This window comes from Sphingobium sp. DC-2 (genome assembly GCF_000722555.1).
Classification (GTDB): domain Bacteria; phylum Pseudomonadota; class Alphaproteobacteria; order Sphingomonadales; family Sphingomonadaceae; genus Sphingobium; species Sphingobium quisquiliarum.
This window is the reverse complement of record NZ_JNAC01000122.1, coordinates 21,957-38,273: the sequence shown is the minus strand read 5'-3', so window position 1 is coordinate 38,273 and position 16,317 is coordinate 21,957. Positions and strand designations below refer to the sequence as shown.

General features: G+C 66.2%; 22 protein-coding genes and 1 pseudogene. 2 read left to right on the top strand and 21 right to left on the bottom strand.

The genetic code is table 11. From position 1 onward, the window contains the following. Window positions 1–5: 5 nt before the first annotated feature. The 3 genes from ET21_RS0121300 to ET21_RS0121290 form a co-directional block, all read right to left on the bottom strand. Window positions 6–1,226 carry a tyrosine-type recombinase/integrase gene (locus ET21_RS0121300; RefSeq protein ID WP_030541265.1) on the bottom strand — a complete coding sequence of 407 codons (1,221 nt, stop codon included), beginning with the start codon at window positions 1,224–1,226 and terminating at the stop codon, window positions 6–8. Next, window positions 1,223–2,395 carry a site-specific integrase gene (locus ET21_RS0121295; RefSeq protein WP_030541264.1) on the bottom strand — a complete coding sequence of 391 codons (1,173 nt, stop codon included), beginning with the start codon at window positions 2,393–2,395 and terminating at the stop codon, window positions 1,223–1,225. Before ET21_RS0121295 ends, ET21_RS0121300 begins: the two co-directional genes overlap by 4 nt. A gap of 786 nt (window positions 2,396–3,181) precedes the next feature. Continuing rightward, complete coding sequence (locus ET21_RS0121290) at window positions 3,182–3,406, bottom strand: hypothetical protein (protein WP_030541263.1); 225 nt, start codon at window positions 3,404–3,406, stop codon at window positions 3,182–3,184. A 675-nt stretch (window positions 3,407–4,081) separates the two neighbouring features. On the opposite strand from ET21_RS0121290, the gene ET21_RS27890 reads away from it, so the two are divergent. Further along, a complete protein-coding gene (locus ET21_RS27890; RefSeq protein WP_156029321.1) occupies window positions 4,082–4,258 on the top strand; it encodes a hypothetical protein in 177 nt (58 codons plus the stop codon). An 86-nt stretch (window positions 4,259–4,344) separates the two neighbouring features. On the opposite strand, the gene ET21_RS0121280 is transcribed toward ET21_RS27890, so the two are convergent. Then, window positions 4,345–4,923 carry a hypothetical protein gene (locus ET21_RS0121280; RefSeq protein ID WP_030541262.1) on the bottom strand — a complete coding sequence of 193 codons (579 nt, stop codon included), beginning with the start codon at window positions 4,921–4,923 and terminating at the stop codon, window positions 4,345–4,347. A gap of 145 nt (window positions 4,924–5,068) precedes the next feature. Further along, window positions 5,069–6,046, bottom strand: a complete 978-nt coding sequence (locus ET21_RS0121275) for a DUF2493 domain-containing protein (protein ID WP_030541261.1) — start codon at window positions 6,044–6,046, stop codon at window positions 5,069–5,071. A 481-nt stretch (window positions 6,047–6,527) separates the two neighbouring features. Here ET21_RS0121275 and ET21_RS0121270 point away from each other — a divergent pair, with 481 nt between their 5' ends. Then, the gene (locus tag ET21_RS0121270; RefSeq protein ID WP_030541260.1) at window positions 6,528–7,652 is read left to right on the top strand and encodes a hypothetical protein; all 1,125 of its coding nucleotides are present in this window, start codon (window positions 6,528–6,530) and stop codon (window positions 7,650–7,652) included. 48 nt (window positions 7,653–7,700) lie between these two features. On the opposite strand, the gene ET21_RS0121265 is transcribed toward ET21_RS0121270, so the two are convergent. From ET21_RS0121265 to ET21_RS28630, 16 genes and pseudogenes are all read right to left on the bottom strand, one after another. Further along, entirely contained in the window at window positions 7,701–8,021 is a 321-nt protein-coding gene (locus tag ET21_RS0121265) for a single-stranded DNA-binding protein (protein WP_030541259.1), read from the bottom strand. A gap of 320 nt (window positions 8,022–8,341) precedes the next feature. Beyond that, window positions 8,342–8,779 (bottom strand): hypothetical protein, encoded by a 438-nt coding sequence (locus ET21_RS0121260; RefSeq protein WP_030541258.1) that lies wholly within the window; start codon window positions 8,777–8,779, stop codon window positions 8,342–8,344. 3 nt (window positions 8,780–8,782) lie between these two features. Further along, window positions 8,783–9,043 (bottom strand): hypothetical protein, encoded by a 261-nt coding sequence (locus ET21_RS0121255; protein ID WP_030541257.1) that lies wholly within the window; start codon window positions 9,041–9,043, stop codon window positions 8,783–8,785. Window positions 9,044–9,510: 467 nt separating this feature from the next. Next, the gene (locus ET21_RS0121245) at window positions 9,511–9,909 is read right to left on the bottom strand and encodes a type II toxin-antitoxin system VapC family toxin (RefSeq protein WP_202807156.1); all 399 of its coding nucleotides are present in this window, start codon (window positions 9,907–9,909) and stop codon (window positions 9,511–9,513) included. An 11-nt stretch (window positions 9,910–9,920) separates the two neighbouring features. Then, window positions 9,921–10,184: an antitoxin gene (locus ET21_RS0121240; protein ID WP_030541255.1), complete on the bottom strand. Its 264-nt coding sequence runs from the start codon at window positions 10,182–10,184 to the stop codon at window positions 9,921–9,923. 185 nt (window positions 10,185–10,369) lie between these two features. Next, complete coding sequence (locus ET21_RS0121235; protein WP_030541254.1) at window positions 10,370–10,873, bottom strand: DUF736 domain-containing protein; 504 nt, start codon at window positions 10,871–10,873, stop codon at window positions 10,370–10,372. A 169-nt stretch (window positions 10,874–11,042) separates the two neighbouring features. Beyond that, complete coding sequence (locus tag ET21_RS0121230; RefSeq protein WP_226998468.1) at window positions 11,043–11,633, bottom strand: MucR family transcriptional regulator; 591 nt, start codon at window positions 11,631–11,633, stop codon at window positions 11,043–11,045. A 148-nt stretch (window positions 11,634–11,781) separates the two neighbouring features. Next, window positions 11,782–12,096 carry a hypothetical protein gene (locus tag ET21_RS0121225; protein ID WP_030541252.1) on the bottom strand — a complete coding sequence of 105 codons (315 nt, stop codon included), beginning with the start codon at window positions 12,094–12,096 and terminating at the stop codon, window positions 11,782–11,784. Between the two features lie 59 nt (window positions 12,097–12,155). Continuing rightward, complete coding sequence (locus tag ET21_RS0121220; RefSeq protein WP_030541251.1) at window positions 12,156–12,854, bottom strand: hypothetical protein; 699 nt, start codon at window positions 12,852–12,854, stop codon at window positions 12,156–12,158. Then, window positions 12,844–13,332 (bottom strand): hypothetical protein, encoded by a 489-nt coding sequence (locus tag ET21_RS0121215; RefSeq protein WP_030541250.1) that lies wholly within the window; start codon window positions 13,330–13,332, stop codon window positions 12,844–12,846. Before ET21_RS0121215 ends, ET21_RS0121220 begins: the two co-directional genes overlap by 11 nt. Before the next feature lie 141 nt (window positions 13,333–13,473). Then, window positions 13,474–13,803, bottom strand: coding sequence for a hypothetical protein (locus tag ET21_RS0121210; RefSeq protein WP_030541249.1), 330 nt, complete (start codon window positions 13,801–13,803; stop codon window positions 13,474–13,476). Next, on the bottom strand, window positions 13,800–13,994 hold the full coding sequence (locus ET21_RS0121205) for a hypothetical protein (RefSeq protein ID WP_030541248.1): 195 nt from the start codon (window positions 13,992–13,994) through the stop codon (window positions 13,800–13,802). Before ET21_RS0121205 ends, ET21_RS0121210 begins: the two co-directional genes overlap by 4 nt. Before the next feature lie 134 nt (window positions 13,995–14,128). Next, the gene (locus ET21_RS0121200; RefSeq protein WP_030541247.1) at window positions 14,129–14,461 is read right to left on the bottom strand and encodes a DUF3768 domain-containing protein; all 333 of its coding nucleotides are present in this window, start codon (window positions 14,459–14,461) and stop codon (window positions 14,129–14,131) included. Continuing rightward, window positions 14,458–15,060: pseudogene (locus ET21_RS0121195) on the bottom strand (hypothetical protein); the annotation flags it as partial. The gene ET21_RS0121200 and the pseudogene ET21_RS0121195, both read right to left, overlap by 4 nt. Before the next feature lie 103 nt (window positions 15,061–15,163). Continuing rightward, entirely contained in the window at window positions 15,164–15,622 is a 459-nt protein-coding gene (locus ET21_RS0121190; RefSeq protein WP_037471653.1) for a hypothetical protein, read from the bottom strand. After that, the gene (locus tag ET21_RS28630) at window positions 15,606–16,310 is read right to left on the bottom strand and encodes a hypothetical protein (RefSeq protein ID WP_237751632.1); all 705 of its coding nucleotides are present in this window, start codon (window positions 16,308–16,310) and stop codon (window positions 15,606–15,608) included. Before ET21_RS28630 ends, ET21_RS0121190 begins: the two co-directional genes overlap by 17 nt. Window positions 16,311–16,317: the final 7 nt, after the last annotated feature.

The following is a 16,317-nucleotide window of genomic DNA, read 5'->3' as shown; positions in this document are numbered from 1 at the left end:
CCCAGCTACACTCCCGCGTGTTGTCCCGGCGGTTGCATCATCCGCTCGATCGCCGTCCCGATCTGTTCCGCTGCTTCAAGCACATGCTCATCATCGAGGTGCGCGTACCGCGCCGTCGACTGCACGGACGCATGGCCCAGCAACCGGCCGATCATCGGCAGTGTTTCCTTGTTCATCGCGGCATGGCTGGCAAAGGTGTGGCGTAGGTCATGGATGCGCACGCCGGGCAGCTTGGCTTCCGCACGGAACTCGTGCCAGTAGTGGATGATGCTTTTCATCGCCCGGCGGAAACGCACGTTCCAGAAAACCCAATCGATGTTCTTGTGGCGCGGAATGGTGTCGAGCAGCGCCCGCGCTTCGTCCCCTAGCCAAACAGTTCGCGGCCCAGTCTTGCCATGGCTCAGCTTCAGTCGATTGCCGCGGATGTCCTTCCAATGCAGGCCGATGATCTCGCCATGGCGGCAACCGGTGAGCAGCAGGAGGGTCGCGGCTGTTGCTGCCAGCGCTTTCACCGGGTTCTCAGAGGCACGCTCCCGCTCCAGCACCTCGCCTAGGCGGTGCAGCTCCTCGGTGCTGAGGAAGCGTTGGCAGTGCCGGCGGCGGTTCCAGCGAACCACGCGGCACGGATTGGTGTTCTCCAATCGGTAGCCCCATGCCTCGGCCTTGTTCATCATCAGGCTGAGCAGGCCAAGCGTCATGTTCGCCGCGCCGGGGCTGGTCTTATTGTTGAGGTCGGCGAACCATTTGGTTACATGCGCCTCGTTCAACTCGTCCACAAAGACGCCAGGGAAGGCATCGTCGAGATAGTTGCGGCGGTACCCGGAATTGTTGCTGAAGGTCTGGTCGCTCCAGCGCACGGCCCACTTGGTCCAGAACTCATCGAGAAAGTCGTCGAACCTGGGTGCCGAGCGGATGCGAGCCCGATCGGTGGCGGGGTCGTCGCCGATGCGGGCGTAGGCCAGGACCATGCGCGCGACTTTGGTCGCCTGGTCACGGGTGATGACCGATGCCGGTCCGATCGTGACGGTACGCAGCCGCCCCGCCATGCGGGTCTGGACGATGTAGACGTTGCGGCCGGTGGAATAGTGCCGGATTCCGAAACCGTTCTCGATACCAATCCATGTGGTCGAGCGTGGCTTGCCTTTCGGCACGCGGCCGAAGCTGGTGTCGGCGCCGACACGGGCCAGCGCCTCTGCCACCACCTGCTTGAGGGCGAGCGCCGTCATTGGCGCAGCCCGATGGCAGCGGCGAGCGAACCGGAAACCCGCTGCGCGGCGTCCGCAATCACATCATCCGCCAGATGAGCATATTTCGCTGTCGTCTCCGGCAGCACATGGCCGAGCAGCTTGCCGATGGTCGCCAGCGGCACGTTGTCCATGATGGCGGCCGAGGCGAAGCTGTGACGTAGGTCATGAAGGCGCACGTCCGGCAGGGCACACCGGCGACGAAACTTCGGCCACCAGGGATCAAGCCACATCGGCTTGGTTCTCTTCCTGTTTGGAAAGACGAACGGGCAGCCATCAATTCGCGGGACAGCCTCAAGGATCGCAAGTGCTTGGCTGTTCAGCCAAATGATCTTGGGGCCGGTCTTGCTGTCCGGCAGGACAAGCCGCGGCGGCTTCACCCACTCCCACTGCAAGTCGCGTATCTCGCTGACCCGCGCGCCGGTAAGAAGCAGCAAGCGGACAATTGCAACTTCGCCCGGAAACGCCGCCTCATCCTCGGCCAGCTCCTTGCCGATCCGCCGGTATTCCAACGGCGTGAGATAGCGCTCCATCGCCTCCCGCTTGTAGCGCGATATACCACTGCACGGATTGGATCCCTTGCGCCGCAGATGCAACGCTTCGGCATACTTCATCAACGCCGCCAACACCGGCACGGCGCGATTGAATTGCGCCTCGTCTTTACCCGCGCAACCATCCCTCCAGCGCACCACATCCGCGCGGGAGATGTCCGCTACCCTGCAAGCTCCGAATGGCGACTTCAGCTGCAATCTCCAGGCGTTCATGTTCCGCGCTACGGTCTTTGGCTTCCACCCCCTCGCGAGGTCAGGGAAGTACGTCTCGACGAAGTCATCCATTGTTGGCGTCGCCTTCACGACAACGCGCTTCGGCAGGCCGTCCAGTGCGACCTCAGCCAGCAGTCGCCGTGCCTGCGATCGGGCGAGCACCGCATCCAGCTCTTCGGTACTGCCGAGTGTGTATCGCCGTTGCTTGTCGCGGTGCCGTACACGGACGAACCAGAGGCGCTTGCCGGAGGGCCGAACACGCAGCCCAAAGCCCTTCAGTTCGGTGTCCCAGATGCAGTACTCGGTGGTGCGCAGCGGCAGCTTGCGCCGTGCGAGATTGCCATCCAGCAAGGCCCGTTTTGGGCGACTCTGGTCGTTGGGGACCATCAGGCCATCAGACGTAGCAAACTGGCCGTGAAGAGTCCCGGAAATCTGCGGTTTCTCGGGGAGCACAAGGCCATCTGCGGCACCGGCACTGCGGAGCGCTTTGCTGAACGCCTGCGTTGATTCTATTGCACTTTTTCCCATCTAAATACGGCTAGCCGTGTACGGTGTGCTAGAATCTATCAGGATTGCTCCAGGTCCCGGGCGGTCCTGGTGATCGTCGTTCAGGAGTGGGTCCCGGCTCCGGCCGGGAATGGAGCCGCGCGTCGCGCGGAACCGGCGCCGCCGGGAACGGCTGGCGCGAAAGGGGGAACCTGCGGCCTGCGTCGCCAGCTGTCCGGAACGTCCGCGGCTCGGATGCGAAGGCCGAACCCGATCGGCAGGGATCGTCACCCGAATGGGCGAAGACGGCGCGTGCCGGCTTCGTGAGCGTGTCTTCGACACGCGAGTAGAGCCCGTGCGGCGGCGCCGGAAGGTGCCGCCGAGCCGCCCGAAACATGCCAAGCCCCCTTGAATGCGCGATCAAGGCGCTTCAACAATAGGCCGCGTTCACGGCCCGATCAGCTTTGAACAGCGAGGCCCTTATGGCACGGACTTTGGAACAGGAACGACAGGCGCTCGAGGAAGAGGAGCGCCGGTTGGCGGAGCGCCGCGAGCAGCTCGCGAAACGCCGGAGCCGGCCCCGCCGCGACGCAGTCGCGGCACGGGCATGGGGGGCTCGATGCCCCTCATGCCCGTATGCCCCGGCAGCAAAAAAAGGGAGAGGCGTTTCCGCCCCTCCCTGTCGTTTCAGAACTCGTCGGACATGCCGCCCGGGACCGTGTGCACCACCCGGTCGATGAGCGCCATCGGCAGCGCGCCATAGTCGCCCTCATCGATGGCGATGTAGCCCCGCGTATCGTCCTCGATGACGTGCTGGTCGAAGAAGCTGTGGAGTGCGCGGCGCTCGGCGTATGCGAGGGCGGCGAGGTAGGCGGCGGTATCGTTGTGAGCGCTGGTGGGGTTGATCTGCATCGGAGCCTCCTGTCGTCTTGAATGACAGGGGAATGGCCGTCGTTGAGGGAGACGCCGGGTCAGGAACGGAGGCGAAGCCGGAGCCGCGAAGCGGGGAGCGGGGGTGCCGATTTTGTCGTGGTCGGAGTGGAGCGAAGCGGAGCGCAGGCCGCGGCAAAATTGGGGGCACCGCTCATTCTTGACGCGGCGTCTCCCTCAACGACACACTGGGAAGTCTGTGAGAGATTTCATCCTCTGATCTGGGCGCGACGGCTGGCGTGAGCAGCCTCGACCGCGGCGCTCGATTTGACACGCGGGAATGGTCCGGCCACGTGCGGCGGGACCGCGAGATCTGATCGATCTTGGGGCCGCCGCGCGGGCGCGCCCAACCATCATTGACCGGGAGGCGCAAACAGCCGGCGAGCAGTCGCGGGTTGGTTCGCCGATATGCCTATGTTAGTCCGCAGGGGCGCTGCAAAGCGGCAGCGCCGGGACTGGTAATCCCGTCGAGAACGGCAACTCGGTGTGGTCTCACGCCGGGGTGCCTGCGCATATGTCCAGGTGCCCCGGCACTAAAAGCGTAGGCGCATGTCTCGACGTGTTACCAGCCCCGGCTCCCGCGCCCAGCGCGCGGGAGTTCGTTGGACGGGGCGCTCCGACGCGACCGCTGGGATCAGGTGCGCCCGGGCAATCGAAATGGACGATCTCGATACGGACCCGACGCTCCAGAAAGCGATGGCGCTCGCGCTGATGCGGCAGGCGCTGGAGTGGCTGGAAGCGGCGGACGAGGAGAAGGCTGCCGCGCACCTCCGCGACGCCGTGGATGCAGTGCTGAAGCGGGCTCCGCAGATGGATCGTGCGGCGGCATCCTGACGCGAGTGAGAGGCCTGACTTTCGGAGCCGCTGAGGGCGCGCCAGCGAGCTGGCGCGCCCCGCCTGGCGATCGGTTCTGGGTGAGGCTAGGCCCATTCCAGCCGGCAGGATTCGTCGGGAGCCGCCGCCGCGACAAGGCGCTCGAGCCGTTCGATATAGTGGGCGATGCCCTGCTCGGCCGCGTGCCGCCGGACGGCCGGGCTGGCGAGGCGTTCCCGGATGGTCTCGATCGCGGTCTCGCCCACGCTTTTTGCGCCGAGGCCGAGGCTCTCGAGCAGCGCGAACGCGTTGCTCGAGGCGAGGTCGAGTTCGAGCCCCATATCGGTGGTGAGTGCCACGGCCAGGTTGATCGTGCCGGCCACCTCGTCGCGAAAGACGCTGACGCGCCGCCCGCGAAACTGTGCCTCCTCGACCACGGTGATGACGTCCGTAGCAAAGTCGAAGAGGCGGGCGATCGATGCGAGTGCGATCGGGCAGACGCGAGCCTCGAAGCGGTAGGAGAGGAACGCGTCCTCGGGAGCATCCGGGTCGAGCAGCACGGTGCCGATGCGCTCGCCCTCGCCGCGCAGGAAGGTGCGAAAGGCGGCGAGCTGGCGCGCGCTAATGACCGCTATCGGGCGAGCCTCGTCGTCAGCGGCGGTGGCGATGCGAAACGTGATGGACATCTCGTCCTCCCCTGTTGAACGCTCGCATCCAATCCCTCTCCCCTTGGCTCGCGGCGCGAGGGGGCTCGATGCCCCCGAGCGCCGCCCGTTACGCAGCAAAAGGAGGAGAAGCCCCGGCCGTAGCCGGAGCCTCTCCGCGAGGGCTTCACGCCCGCCGTGCGGTGCGCTGGTGGGCGAGCCGGACGATGTGCAGCGGCACGCCTGCCTGGCGCAGCTTCTGGGCGAGGTTCTGCTGGATACCCGAGCCCTCGCAGATGACCGCCTCGACCGGCTTCAGGCCGAGGATTCGGTCGTTCCGGACGAAGGCCGCGCGGTTGCCCTGGCTGCGGTCGAGACGGAACTGGATGACCTTGACGCCGCGCGATGCCGCCCAGGCGTGTGCCACCGCATCGCAGCCCTTGGCCTGCGCGGTGGTCGCGAGGATCATCTCGGGGATGCGGGCCTTGATGCTGTCGAGGCCATTCCACAGTAGGTCGGCATCCTCCCAGACTTGCCCGCCCGAGAAGGCCACCACGGGACCCTCGGGTGCGAACTGCTCGCGGCGTTCCCGCGCGCGCGACGCGAGATAGTCACGGGCGTCGATCATAGAGGCGTTGAGGGCGCTGGAGACCCTGCTGCCGCGGACCGGCGAGAAGGGCTTGCCGGTCTCGACGCGGTACACCTCGGCGGCGTGATCGCGCATGCATTCCATTGCCTCGCGGCACCCCTGGAGGGTCTGGCAGAGCAGCTGCGTGTCCTCCAGTTCGGTCGCGTAGATCTCGGACGGATCGTAGTTGCGGGCGAGTTCGCCGAGCTTCTTGGCGGCATCGTCCTCGCGCCCTTCGATCCGCTTGGCGACGACGTGGAAGCTGTTGGCGAACCCCCAGGCGAGATCGTTCGCGAAAGGCTCCATGCGCGTGTCGCGAAGGACATCGAACATCGTCTGCATCATCATGTCGACGGCGGCCCGGACCTGCTCGGGATCGGGCATGTCGAGTGCCTCCGGCGCGTCGACGATGCTGAGCTTCGCCATCTCGTTCGGCTCGATGAAAGCGCCGTCGTAGGTCTGCGTCAGCTCCTCGTTCTCTCGGCTTGCCGCGATGTGGCTGGCGAGGTCGGCGAAGTTGGTGAAAGTGGTCTGCATGATAGCCTCCGTTGGATCTCATCCACTCGATGAGGCTTCCCCTTCGACGTGCGGCGGTCGGGGCAGTCAGGGACGTTAGCCGGGAAGCCGGCGCAGCCGGACCCCGGTTAACGCCGCGCCAGCGGGGAGCGGGGGAGCCGATTTTCTCGGGCGCGGAACGGACGCGCAGCGGGCGTTGCGGGCTCGTGAAAATTGGGGGGACCGCTCATCCTTGACGGGCTCGAATCCCCGCACGTCATATCTAGGAAGTCAGAGAGAGAGAGATTTTTGGTCACCACGGTGCAGCCAGGCCCCCCGCAAGGTGATCGTCACCCGAAGGGCGGAGACCCGCGCATCGCGGGGCTCCGGGAGCCGGAGGCGAGTAGAGCGCCGTTCCCGGCCTGAGCAGCGCGAAGGGCCGGGATGCGCCGCCCTCCAGCGGATGCTCTGGTGCGGCGATTGCCGGTCGCGCGGAGGGAGACGATCTGACAGGATCGCGCGCATGAAGGACACGTTTGGTTTTCCCGAGAGCAGCGTCGAGCGCCTCCTGCGCGAGGAGCGCGAGCGCACCCGGCGCTACCGCGAGTTGCTCGGCGGCGGCACTGCCGCCCAGGTTATCCTAGAGGCGACCGACGTGCGAAAGCGGCTCGGTCTGGACTTCGGCGCTCCCTATCGCGGCGTCCTCGATACGCTGGAGCGGGATCGCCGGCAGCAGCGCGAGTTCCGGCAGCTCATCAGCAGTGCCTGGGCGCTGTCGATCTCTGAAACCGCGCGCAGCATCGTGGACCGGAACGCAGGGTTGCTCGACGACCAGCGTCGCCTCTCGAGCAGCCTGCTCGACACGGTGAAGACCTTCGATCTCAACCGGTCGACGATGGCGAGCGTGATCGCCGCCGCGGCGACCGGAGGGACCTACCGCCGGATGATTGAGGACGCGCTGCCGCGCCTGTCGGCATTTGGGGCCATTGCCGAGCAGATGCGGCTGCTCGACGCGATGACGCTTCGCGCGAGCCAAGGCGTGGTCCAGTCGGCGACGGCGCTCGCGGCCGAGATGGTGCTTGAGACGCAGCGGATCGCCGAAGCGATCCTTGCCGCGTCGACGGACGAGGAAAGCGCCGAGCTGCAGGGCCGGCTGCTCGACCTCATCGTCGGGTTCGTGCAGCAGCTCGGTCCGCGGACGATCGCCGAGCTGCACAAGATGGGCCTGTTCCAGTGGACCGGCTGGCTGGCCGGAATCCTCGGTCTGTTGCTGGCGATCGCCGCTCTCCATCCTGATCAGTCGCCCGAGGAGAAAGCGGCGCTGGCCGCGTTGAACCAGAAGGTGGAGGCGCTTCAACAGGAGACCCGTCGCTATCACGAGGCCGAGGCGCGCGCGGACCAAGCCTATGTCGCGGGCCTTCCAAGGGCCGAGCTGAGCCGGGATGCGACGCTTCGGCGCGAACCGCGGCGCGAGGGCGCCGTGGTGCTGAAGGCGCCCGAGGGAATGGTGCTGGCGATCGAGAGGCGGCAGGGGCGCTGGCGCCTGGTGGTGTATCGCGATCCGCTCACCGGCCAGCTTGCCCGAGCGTGGGTCTATGCAAGCGCGGTGTCGCCGCTCGCGCCGCCTGTTGACGCTGACGCGCGGTAGCGGGGCTCGACCGTTCCGGACGGCGCCGGAGCGCCGTCCGGCATGCGCTCAGAAGAAGTCGAGCTTGTCCGCGATGATCTCGCAACCGTAGCGGGTGATGCCGTCGCGGTCTTCCCAGCTCGAATAGTGCAGCCGGCCGGACACTGCGACGACATTGCCCTTCTCGCGCGACGCCGCCGCCTTGCCGAGGCCGTTGAAGCAGGTGACCTTGTGGAACTCGGTTTCCTTGGCGGTATACCCGGTCGCCTCGTCGACATAGGTCTTCCCGTCCCTGAGCTTCACGCGATCGGTCGCGACGATGAGGGTCGTGACGCTGCCGCGGGTGTCGGAATCCTTGGCGACCCTGCCGGCGATGTTGACGTTGTTCATGAGACTGCTCCTCTGATGCTGCCAGCGGCCTTTCCGCCGGTGACACCGAAGAGCGGCGTGCGGGCGAGGCCGACACCGGAGCGCGAAGGGCGGAGGGAAACCCCTGGAGCGAGCTGGCGCGGGCAGCCGCGTAGCGGCAACACGGGTGAGCGGATGGGGTTGTGGGACGCGGCCGTCTCGTCGCAGGTGTCAGGGACCGGCGACGGAAGGGCGCCGGCACCGAAGGATGACGGGGACCCACAACGTCGATGCCCGGCCGATCGGGGATCGACCGGCAAATGCAGCGTCATCTCATCGGACGCGCCTTACGGCGCAGCGGGTCAGGAGGTCCGCTTCACCTGGGCGATCTTGCCAGCGTCGTAGGCGGCAAGCCAACGTGTGCGAATGGTCTCGTAGAGGCTGGCCGGGAGGACGCCGTATGCGACGTCGCCGGTCGGATCGCCGGGCGCTGGACGCAGGTCGGGGCCGGGCCACTGGAAATGGTTGAGTTCGGTGAGGATCACCCACGATCGCTGATCATCAAGGCCGAGGCGCGCCTTTGTCGCTGCCGGTATCTCCACCGCGAGGTTCGGATCAGCCGGCGGCGTGTGCGTCACCGGAAGGACGGTGACCATTTTGGCGCCGGCCTTGGTGGTTGCGGTCAGGAGGATAGCGCACGGACGGTCTTTGCTGCCCTCTTCGTGGCCGGCCTTAGCTTCGTGACTCCAGAGGTAGGCGTAGCGGATGACGAGACCGGGAACCGGTTCAGGTATCTTCACGCGTCAGGACTCAACCTCGTTATCGAACGCGGCTGCTTCGACAGGCGCGCGCGCGGCGCGCACGCCCTCCGCGATCTCATCCGGAACGTTGTCGAGCGTGAAGACCTGCCGATCGCGGCTCTTGAGCCGCAGATATTCGGCGTGCGACAGGAGCACGAGGCTTTCATGCCCATGATGGGTGATGGTGAGTGGGCTTTCGAGGGCCTTGCGGCTGAAGCGGCCGAAGGACTTCGACACCTCGACGGAGCTGGCGGTCTGGGGCATGGCAATTCTCCTGTCCAGAATATACGGAGTTTCCGGAGAGAGATCAAGGTAGCATGCGCTTGGACGGTATGGGCACCGGTGATCTCGGTGCCGCACGTCACCAGCCTCGCCGCATTGGAGCGACGCCGCTGCAGCGCCTTGGGACAACCCGCTGCGACATGGATTTGTGGCTGATTGCGGCTGTCGCTCACGTCCGTCGTGACACGCCTCGAACTTCTTGCGCCATCCCTCTCGGCACGCGCCGTTGGGCCGATCTTCCCTCGACGGAAACGCTGGCCGACCGGTCAAGTGGCATGAACAGGGACGGGTGCGCGGTGGGGCCATGTCTCGGAAGGCCGACTTGGAAAGGGCCTGATGGGGCCCCGACGAGCGAAGCACGGTCGGCCCTGGCTGGCGCTTGAACCACGCGCGTAAGCCGAGAGCCGAGCATGTCTGGACCCGACCCGTCCTTCTCTGGTGCGATCGCCTCAATGGACGTCGCTGAGCCAGTTCTCGACCTTGAGAGCCCGGACTCTGGAGAACTCGCCGATGTTGGCCGTCACCAATGTGGCGCCGAGCGCATAGGCATGAGCCGCGATGAACAGGTCGTTGGGCCCGATGGGTTTGTCCGCGCTCTCCAGCTCGGCTCGGATTCCGCCATATTCGGTGTCCGCCGGGACATCGAGCGCAAGCACGGACACGCTGCCGAGGATCGCCTCTATCTGGGCCAGGAGCCTGGGGGACCCCTTCTTCGCGCAGCCGTAGCGCAACTCCGCCGCGGTGATGATGCTGACGCAAATCGCATCGGAACCGACTTGCGCGATGCGGGTGGCTACGGCGCCGTGCGGGCTTCGCGCGAGTTCCGACACGATGTTGGTATCGAGCATGTAGAGCTGGGTCACAGATCGACGGCCTTGGCGGGAAGCAAGTCGCTGTCGATGTCCGGGAACTCATCCTCGGGGCCAAGGGGTTCGAGGCTCGCAAGGACCTCGACGATGTTTCGGCGGCGGATCGGCTCGATGACCAGTCGATCTCCCTCCCGGTGGATCATGACCCGATCCCCAGGCAGCTCGAAATCGGCCGGGATGCGCACTGCCTGGCTCTTGTTGTTGCGGAACAGCTTCGCTTCTCTGGTGACCGTTGCTTCATGATCGGGTGTCACGGCAGACTCCTTGCATATACACAAGCATATACATCACTGGACGGGTTTGTTCAACGATGTGTTGCCGAGGGGAAGAGAACGTCCTCGCACGCTGGGAAAAAAAGGGCCCGCTTCGCGGCAGGCGAAGCAGGCCCTGTCGTGGCGCCGGCGCGCAGAGCAGCTGCGCGCCAATCGGTTGGCGGCGATCAGTCCGCCATCTCGGGCGTGCGGCGCCGGCGGCCGCCCGGCGCGGGCTCGCTGCCGCCGAACGCGCCTTCGGCCGAGGACTCACCCAGACCGTCGGTTCCCACGGGCGCGGCCGGCTGTTCGGTCCCCGGCAGCGGCGGCAGGCCGTCGTCGGTCGCGACCGTGTCGGTGGGCGCCTCGCGGCGGCGGGTGGGACGCGACCAGACGATGTTGTAGGAGCCGTCCTCCTGGCGGAACGCCGAGATGTAGAGCGGCTTGTCGAGGCTCGGATCCTCGATCTTGCCGTTGAGGAAGGTCTCGCCGGTCGAGTTGGAGGCGAGCTCGAAGAGGGCGCCGACCTGCACCCACTGGCGGGCGGCCGACAGTGCGAGGATTTCGAACTTGGGCGCGCGCGGGTTGGTCGACTGGACCGTCCGAAGCGCGATCACGATCGCGACGGTGAGCGTCGAGATCTTGCCGGTGTAGGTGCCGCTGGCGTTCTGGGTGATGGTGCCGATGTTCATGGGAAGTCTCCTGAGATTGAGCGCTCGAACCCCTTGTCCGAACACTCTCTCTCACCCACTCAGCTCCTCGGCCGTTCGGCCGAGTAAGGCGCGTCAGCGCCGCTCCGACGAGCGCCTCTTCGGCGCCGTCGGGATCGTACCGTCGTCGCAGGTGCTTCGGCCCCACGGCTCAGGCTTCGACTGCTCCAGCGTCTGCGGGTTGCTGCTTGCGCCGCCGCGGCGTCTTGGCGCCGGCCTGGGCGGGGGGCGTGTCCTCGGCCTTGGCGCGGCGGGCGCGGGGCTTCGGTTGCGGAGCGGGCGCGGCGTCCCCTGACGGCGGTGCTGCCTTGGCGGGCGCTTCGGGCTCCTGCCGCTTGCGACCCAGGCCGAGACGCTTGGCTACCTCGCGCCGCTGCGCCGAGTAACCGGGCGCCACCATAGGATAGTCGGACTTGAGACCATAGCGGACGCGGTATTCGGCAGGGGTCAGGCCGTGGCTGCTGAGATGTCGCTTCAGCGACTTGTAGGGCTTGCCGTCGATCATCGAAAGAATGTGATCAGGCGAAGCGAGGCTCTTGCGCACGGAGACGGCCGGCGTGAACTCGGGCTGGGCCGCCGGTGTCTCTTCGGCGGGTGTTTCGGGTTCCTTGGCGATGCCGGCGATCGCAGCGTGGGTCTTGGCGATGAAGTCCGGCACGTCTTCGGGTCGGATATTATTGTGCGCCACGTAACTTGCGACGACTTCGATCGTCATCGCGACAAGGTTGTTCTCTTCCGGCAACCGCACCTCCCACGAAAGGATACGCCCTGGCGATCTTCGCCCGACGACTTCACGTTATGGCGCGCGATGAATGCCGCGCAAGGTTTGGCGCCCCTCGGGGGGTGTCTGTGGCGGCCGCGGTTCGAGAAATTCGGGTACGGAGGCCCGGTCAGGTCGAAGCCGAGACCGGCTTGCGCCAGAGCGCAATGATGTCCTGCATCTCCTCGGCGAAGCCGAGGGCATCGATGTAGATAGCGCCGGGGCGTTGTCCGAGATAGCCGACGATGGTCGCAATATCGTTGGCGACAGCGACATCCAATCCGAACAGGTCGGCGATCTCGAAATGGCCGAGATCCGGCCCGTTCCACCACGCCATCAGGAAGTTCGCGACCCGGCGCGCCTGGCCGGTATCGCTCATCGCGATCGGTATCAGCCGGGTTAGCGCCGCCAGCATCGCGTCGTGATCGGTGGGTATCGAAGTCATCGGCATCTCCAGCCACGATGCTATACGTCTGTGCCGATCGCGCAATCGCGACGTTCGGATCAAAGGCGCAGGGGCTCCGGCATCGCCAGCCATTCGCGCTGGTCGTGCGCGAGCGGCACGTCATGGTTCGCGGCCTCGGCTTCGCTGAAGACCCGCGCGCGCGACAATCGGTCAAAGCCGGCATCGTCGTTCCAGAAGCTGAGCCCGTGCTGCGGATCGCGGATCGCGAGGACGAATCCATCGGCGCCTTCGTCGCGCGCGCGGGCGATTGCACGGTCGAGCAATTGGGTCGTGTGGCCATAGCTGACGCGGTGTTCAGTAATGACGACATAGCCGCCGCCGAACTCCCCGACCCGCAGCCTGTCGCAATCCGACGCCCATTCGAACCCGAAGGGCAGCGCCGAGCGCGCGCAACGTTGGATCAGCTTGGCCGCGACATCGATTCCGAACTGCTCGCCGGAGAAGGTCACGAGCACCTGGCCGAGCTGGTCGGCCTCGCTGAACGCGACATGGAAATCGAGATAGGGATATTGCGGATCCTCGAAGAGGTCGAGCAGTCCCGCAAACGGGTCCTCGTCGCCGCGCGGGAACAGGGCGGCGAAGTCCGGGCGAAGGCTGGCATAACGCGCTTCGCGAACGTCGCTCCCGGCCTCGGTGTCGTCGATCAGTTCCACCGCGGCGATGACCCGGCGTAGCATGTCGACCTCGGCGACGGTGACGGTCAGGTCGAACGCCGCCTTGGTGTAGCTATTGGACATGGTGCGTTCCGGCAGTCGAGGGGAGCGCGGAAGCGGCATCCGCAACGACGAGCGCCGGCACGACGAATTCCGCTGCATCGAAATGAGCGAAGATCGCATCGAGCGAGCCAAGCGCCGTGATGATGCTGCGGCTGATGACAACCTCGTCGTCCTCGGTGACAGCATAGGACACCGCCTTGCCGTCGCCGATGGCAACGACGCGCTCGGGTCCCCACTGCCCGGAATAGCCCCCGCACCAGCGTACGAAGGGGACGCGATGCATAATGCACCAGTCCTCGATCTCCTCGAAGCGCCCGCCTGCGACTTCGTGCGCAAACAGGCGAAGCGGCTCGCCGTCGACGCGATGTTCCGGCTCGAACGGATCGCCGTCCCACTCGACGGCAAGCCGGTCGGCGGCAATGAGTTCGGCAAGTTCTGCGAAGGCGGGAGCGTCAAGCGCGCCGCCGATGACGATGGAGGCGGATACCCGGTCGGCCATGATGGTCTCCTCTGGTTGGGCGCGACGCAGCGCGCACGTTCGGCCACCACGCGGTGATCGCGGGGACCGGTGATGATCGGGCTTTGGAAAGGATCGTGGCGGCAGCGGCTCGGCCGCGCCGGCATCTGTCTGATTGCAGCTTCAGTGAGTCGAGCCGAACAGGTAGCGCTTGGCGGCGACTTGCTGGCTGCCATCCTCGATGCCGATGGACGACTGCATGTCGGCAGTGAGCTGCCGGCGGAGGTCGGGAGGAATGATGGCATGAGGCGCGACAACGGCGATCGCGGTTTCGGCGGAGAGGAGTTCGCCCGGCTCCGTGCCGATCCAGACGAGGGGCTCGCCTTCTGCGGGCTCGTCTTCGGTGCGAAAGAAGACTTGCGCGAAGAAGGTCTGAAGCGGCCGGTCCCATCCGACCGTCGCACGGACGACGTCTGGTCTGTCCGGCTTGGGCTGAAGGTCGTGACGGCTCATTCCATCGTCCTCCGGATACGATGCTGGACATGGCGCGCCGCGCCCTCTGCGCTGCTGATCGCCTTGCCGGCGGCCGACGCAGCCTGACGCGCTCCGGCCTGGCGAAGCAAGGTACGGGCTTCGCGCAGCCGCTCAACGGCTATCGCAATGGCGTGCCCGTCAGCGGGCGTGGCGAAGGCGATTCGGCGCATGGGCTTCTCCCTTGGATGGACGATGGATGCGGAAAGGCGCGTCTGCAGCGGGCCCGGGGCGTTTGCAGGGTAGAGTCCGACTTGCATTCACGCGCCGACGGCCCCGACCCGCTTCCCCTTCCCTTTCCCCAGGATCAGTCGTCCTCGGGCAGCATGATCGTCATGACTCGCGTGGTGACGTGCGGATCGCCAGGGTCTTCCGATCCCCATTCCAGCGCGCGGTCGTAATAGTCGATCGCGAAACGGACGGCCTGACCACGGACGGTGAACTCCCCGCGAGAGCGTTCCGGGCCATCGTCGCGCGTGAATGCGTAACCTCGGATCGCCGAGAGCAGCTCGGCTTGGGCGGAGAGCTCGCCGGCAAATGCGGCGAGGCAAGCCGCAGTGATGACGACGCGGGCAGTCGGATCGAGGCCGTGCCGGCAGCGGTCGTTGAGTTCGGCGATGCGGGATAGCTGGTCGGTCATGCAGCCTCCATCAGGCCAGCGTTGAAGGTCTCGATCCAGGCTTCCATCGTCGGCCGCTCGGAAAGCGGTACGATGCTCGCTGCATCCTGGAACCGGATGAGATTAGTGGGCGCATCGCGGCGAATGGCTTCGATCTCGGCTGCCGGGAGCAGCCGCTCGCCGCGGATGAAGTCGGTGATCCTGCCGGGCTTCGTCCTGGTCGAACGCCGCCAGAGCCCCTCGACGGTGCGCAGCCGAGGTTCCGCGCGCGCCTCGATGAGCACGATCAGCCTGAGGCACCAGGTTGGCAGCGCCCGTACTTCGTCCGGCTGGATGGCCCCGCAGAAGAAGCAGCTCGATTTCGGAGGGATCGGAAGACCGGCCTGCTCGATACGCGCGGCGCACCGGTCGCGGCTCCAGTTCCACTCGCGCAGCGGATAGCGGCACTCGAACAGCGGATCGTTCAACGCGGACGCATGCGCGTAGCGACGCGTGTCGGCAGGCGAGGCATCGTAGCCGATTAGCCGAACGACCTTCTGGCCTCGCTGCCACGCGGCCTGGGCTGGCGCCCATTGCTTGAGGTAGGCGTCCTGCGGCGCGACCTTCCACTTGAGGCTGCATTAGGTCTGGATGGGTCTGTCTTCTTTGCCCTGCAAAGCCCGCCTTTCCACCATTCCTCCTCCCTCTCCCCTTTCGAGACGCCCGATTAGGGCGTGATCGAGGTCAGACAGCGGATGGATCGTGCGCTTCAGCGCTGGGGCGGATCGGGACTGGCCTGCGTATCCGATCGAGTTCCTGCACGAGTTGGGCATTGCGCCGCTCAAGCCGCTCGGCACGTTGCTCGGCATCGACGGCGCGTTTCAACAGGCTGGCATTATGCGTCGCGAGGGCGGTGTTTCGGGCTTCGGCATCCCGAAGATCCGAGCGCGTGCGATTGGCCTGTCCGGCAGCCGTCTCGTTCGCGCCGGCACGCTGCGACTGAAGCGCGCGGAGGGCGTCGAGAACGCCGGCATGATGGGTATATATGATGTTGCGGCCGACCCCGGCTGCCCGTGCGAGCGCGGCGACGGTGGGTTCTGTGGACGGGTTGCCGGCAAGGCCAGCAAGGGCGTCGCGCAGGCGGGCGTCGGTCTTCGCCCGGCGTCGAGCTTGCGGGCTGGAGAGGTCAGCTTCGGGTGCCATCGGCATTTCCCTCGTTGAGCTGGTCCAGGATGCGGCGGGATTCCTGGATGCGGGCTTCGGCAAGCGCACTGCTCTCGACATCGAGGTCATCGCGCTGAAGTAATGCGGTGTTGCGCTCAAGGCGTGCTTCCCAGACTGGCCTGTGTTTCTCGGTCACGGCGAAGTTGGCGCATGTCGAGCAGGTGCTTTGCGTGCGAAGGACCGGGTTCGGCTCGCGCTCACCGCCGAGGCAGGCAGAGGTTTCCCGGCGGTATAGGCAGTAGCCCCAGTCGCAGACGCCGAGGCGCATATCCGTTTCGGCGAGGATCTCCGTGATATAGGCGTCCACCTCGCCCGAGTGCGTGCGTCCGCGGAACGGCGATCGTTCGGAGAGCATGACGCCCGCCTTGCCGGCGACCCACGGGGCGAGCAGCAGATCCTCCAGCGCCTTCCGGGTTTCGTCGGCGGCCTGCTCGTCGATCAGCTCGGCAAGCTCGAAGTCGGTGCCGACATAGGCACGGTCGGTCATCGCACGATGGACGTGACCGAGATGGCGTTGCAGCGCCGTCAGGCCGGTGCGATCGCGCCGTCCGATGAACCGCGAGAACGTCTTGCGCCCCTGATAGGTGGTCAGACGCCAAGTGTCGCCCTGGTGGTCCGGCAAGGCGAGGAACGGCGCGAGCCGCTCGTTCAGTCGGACATTGACCATCGACGAA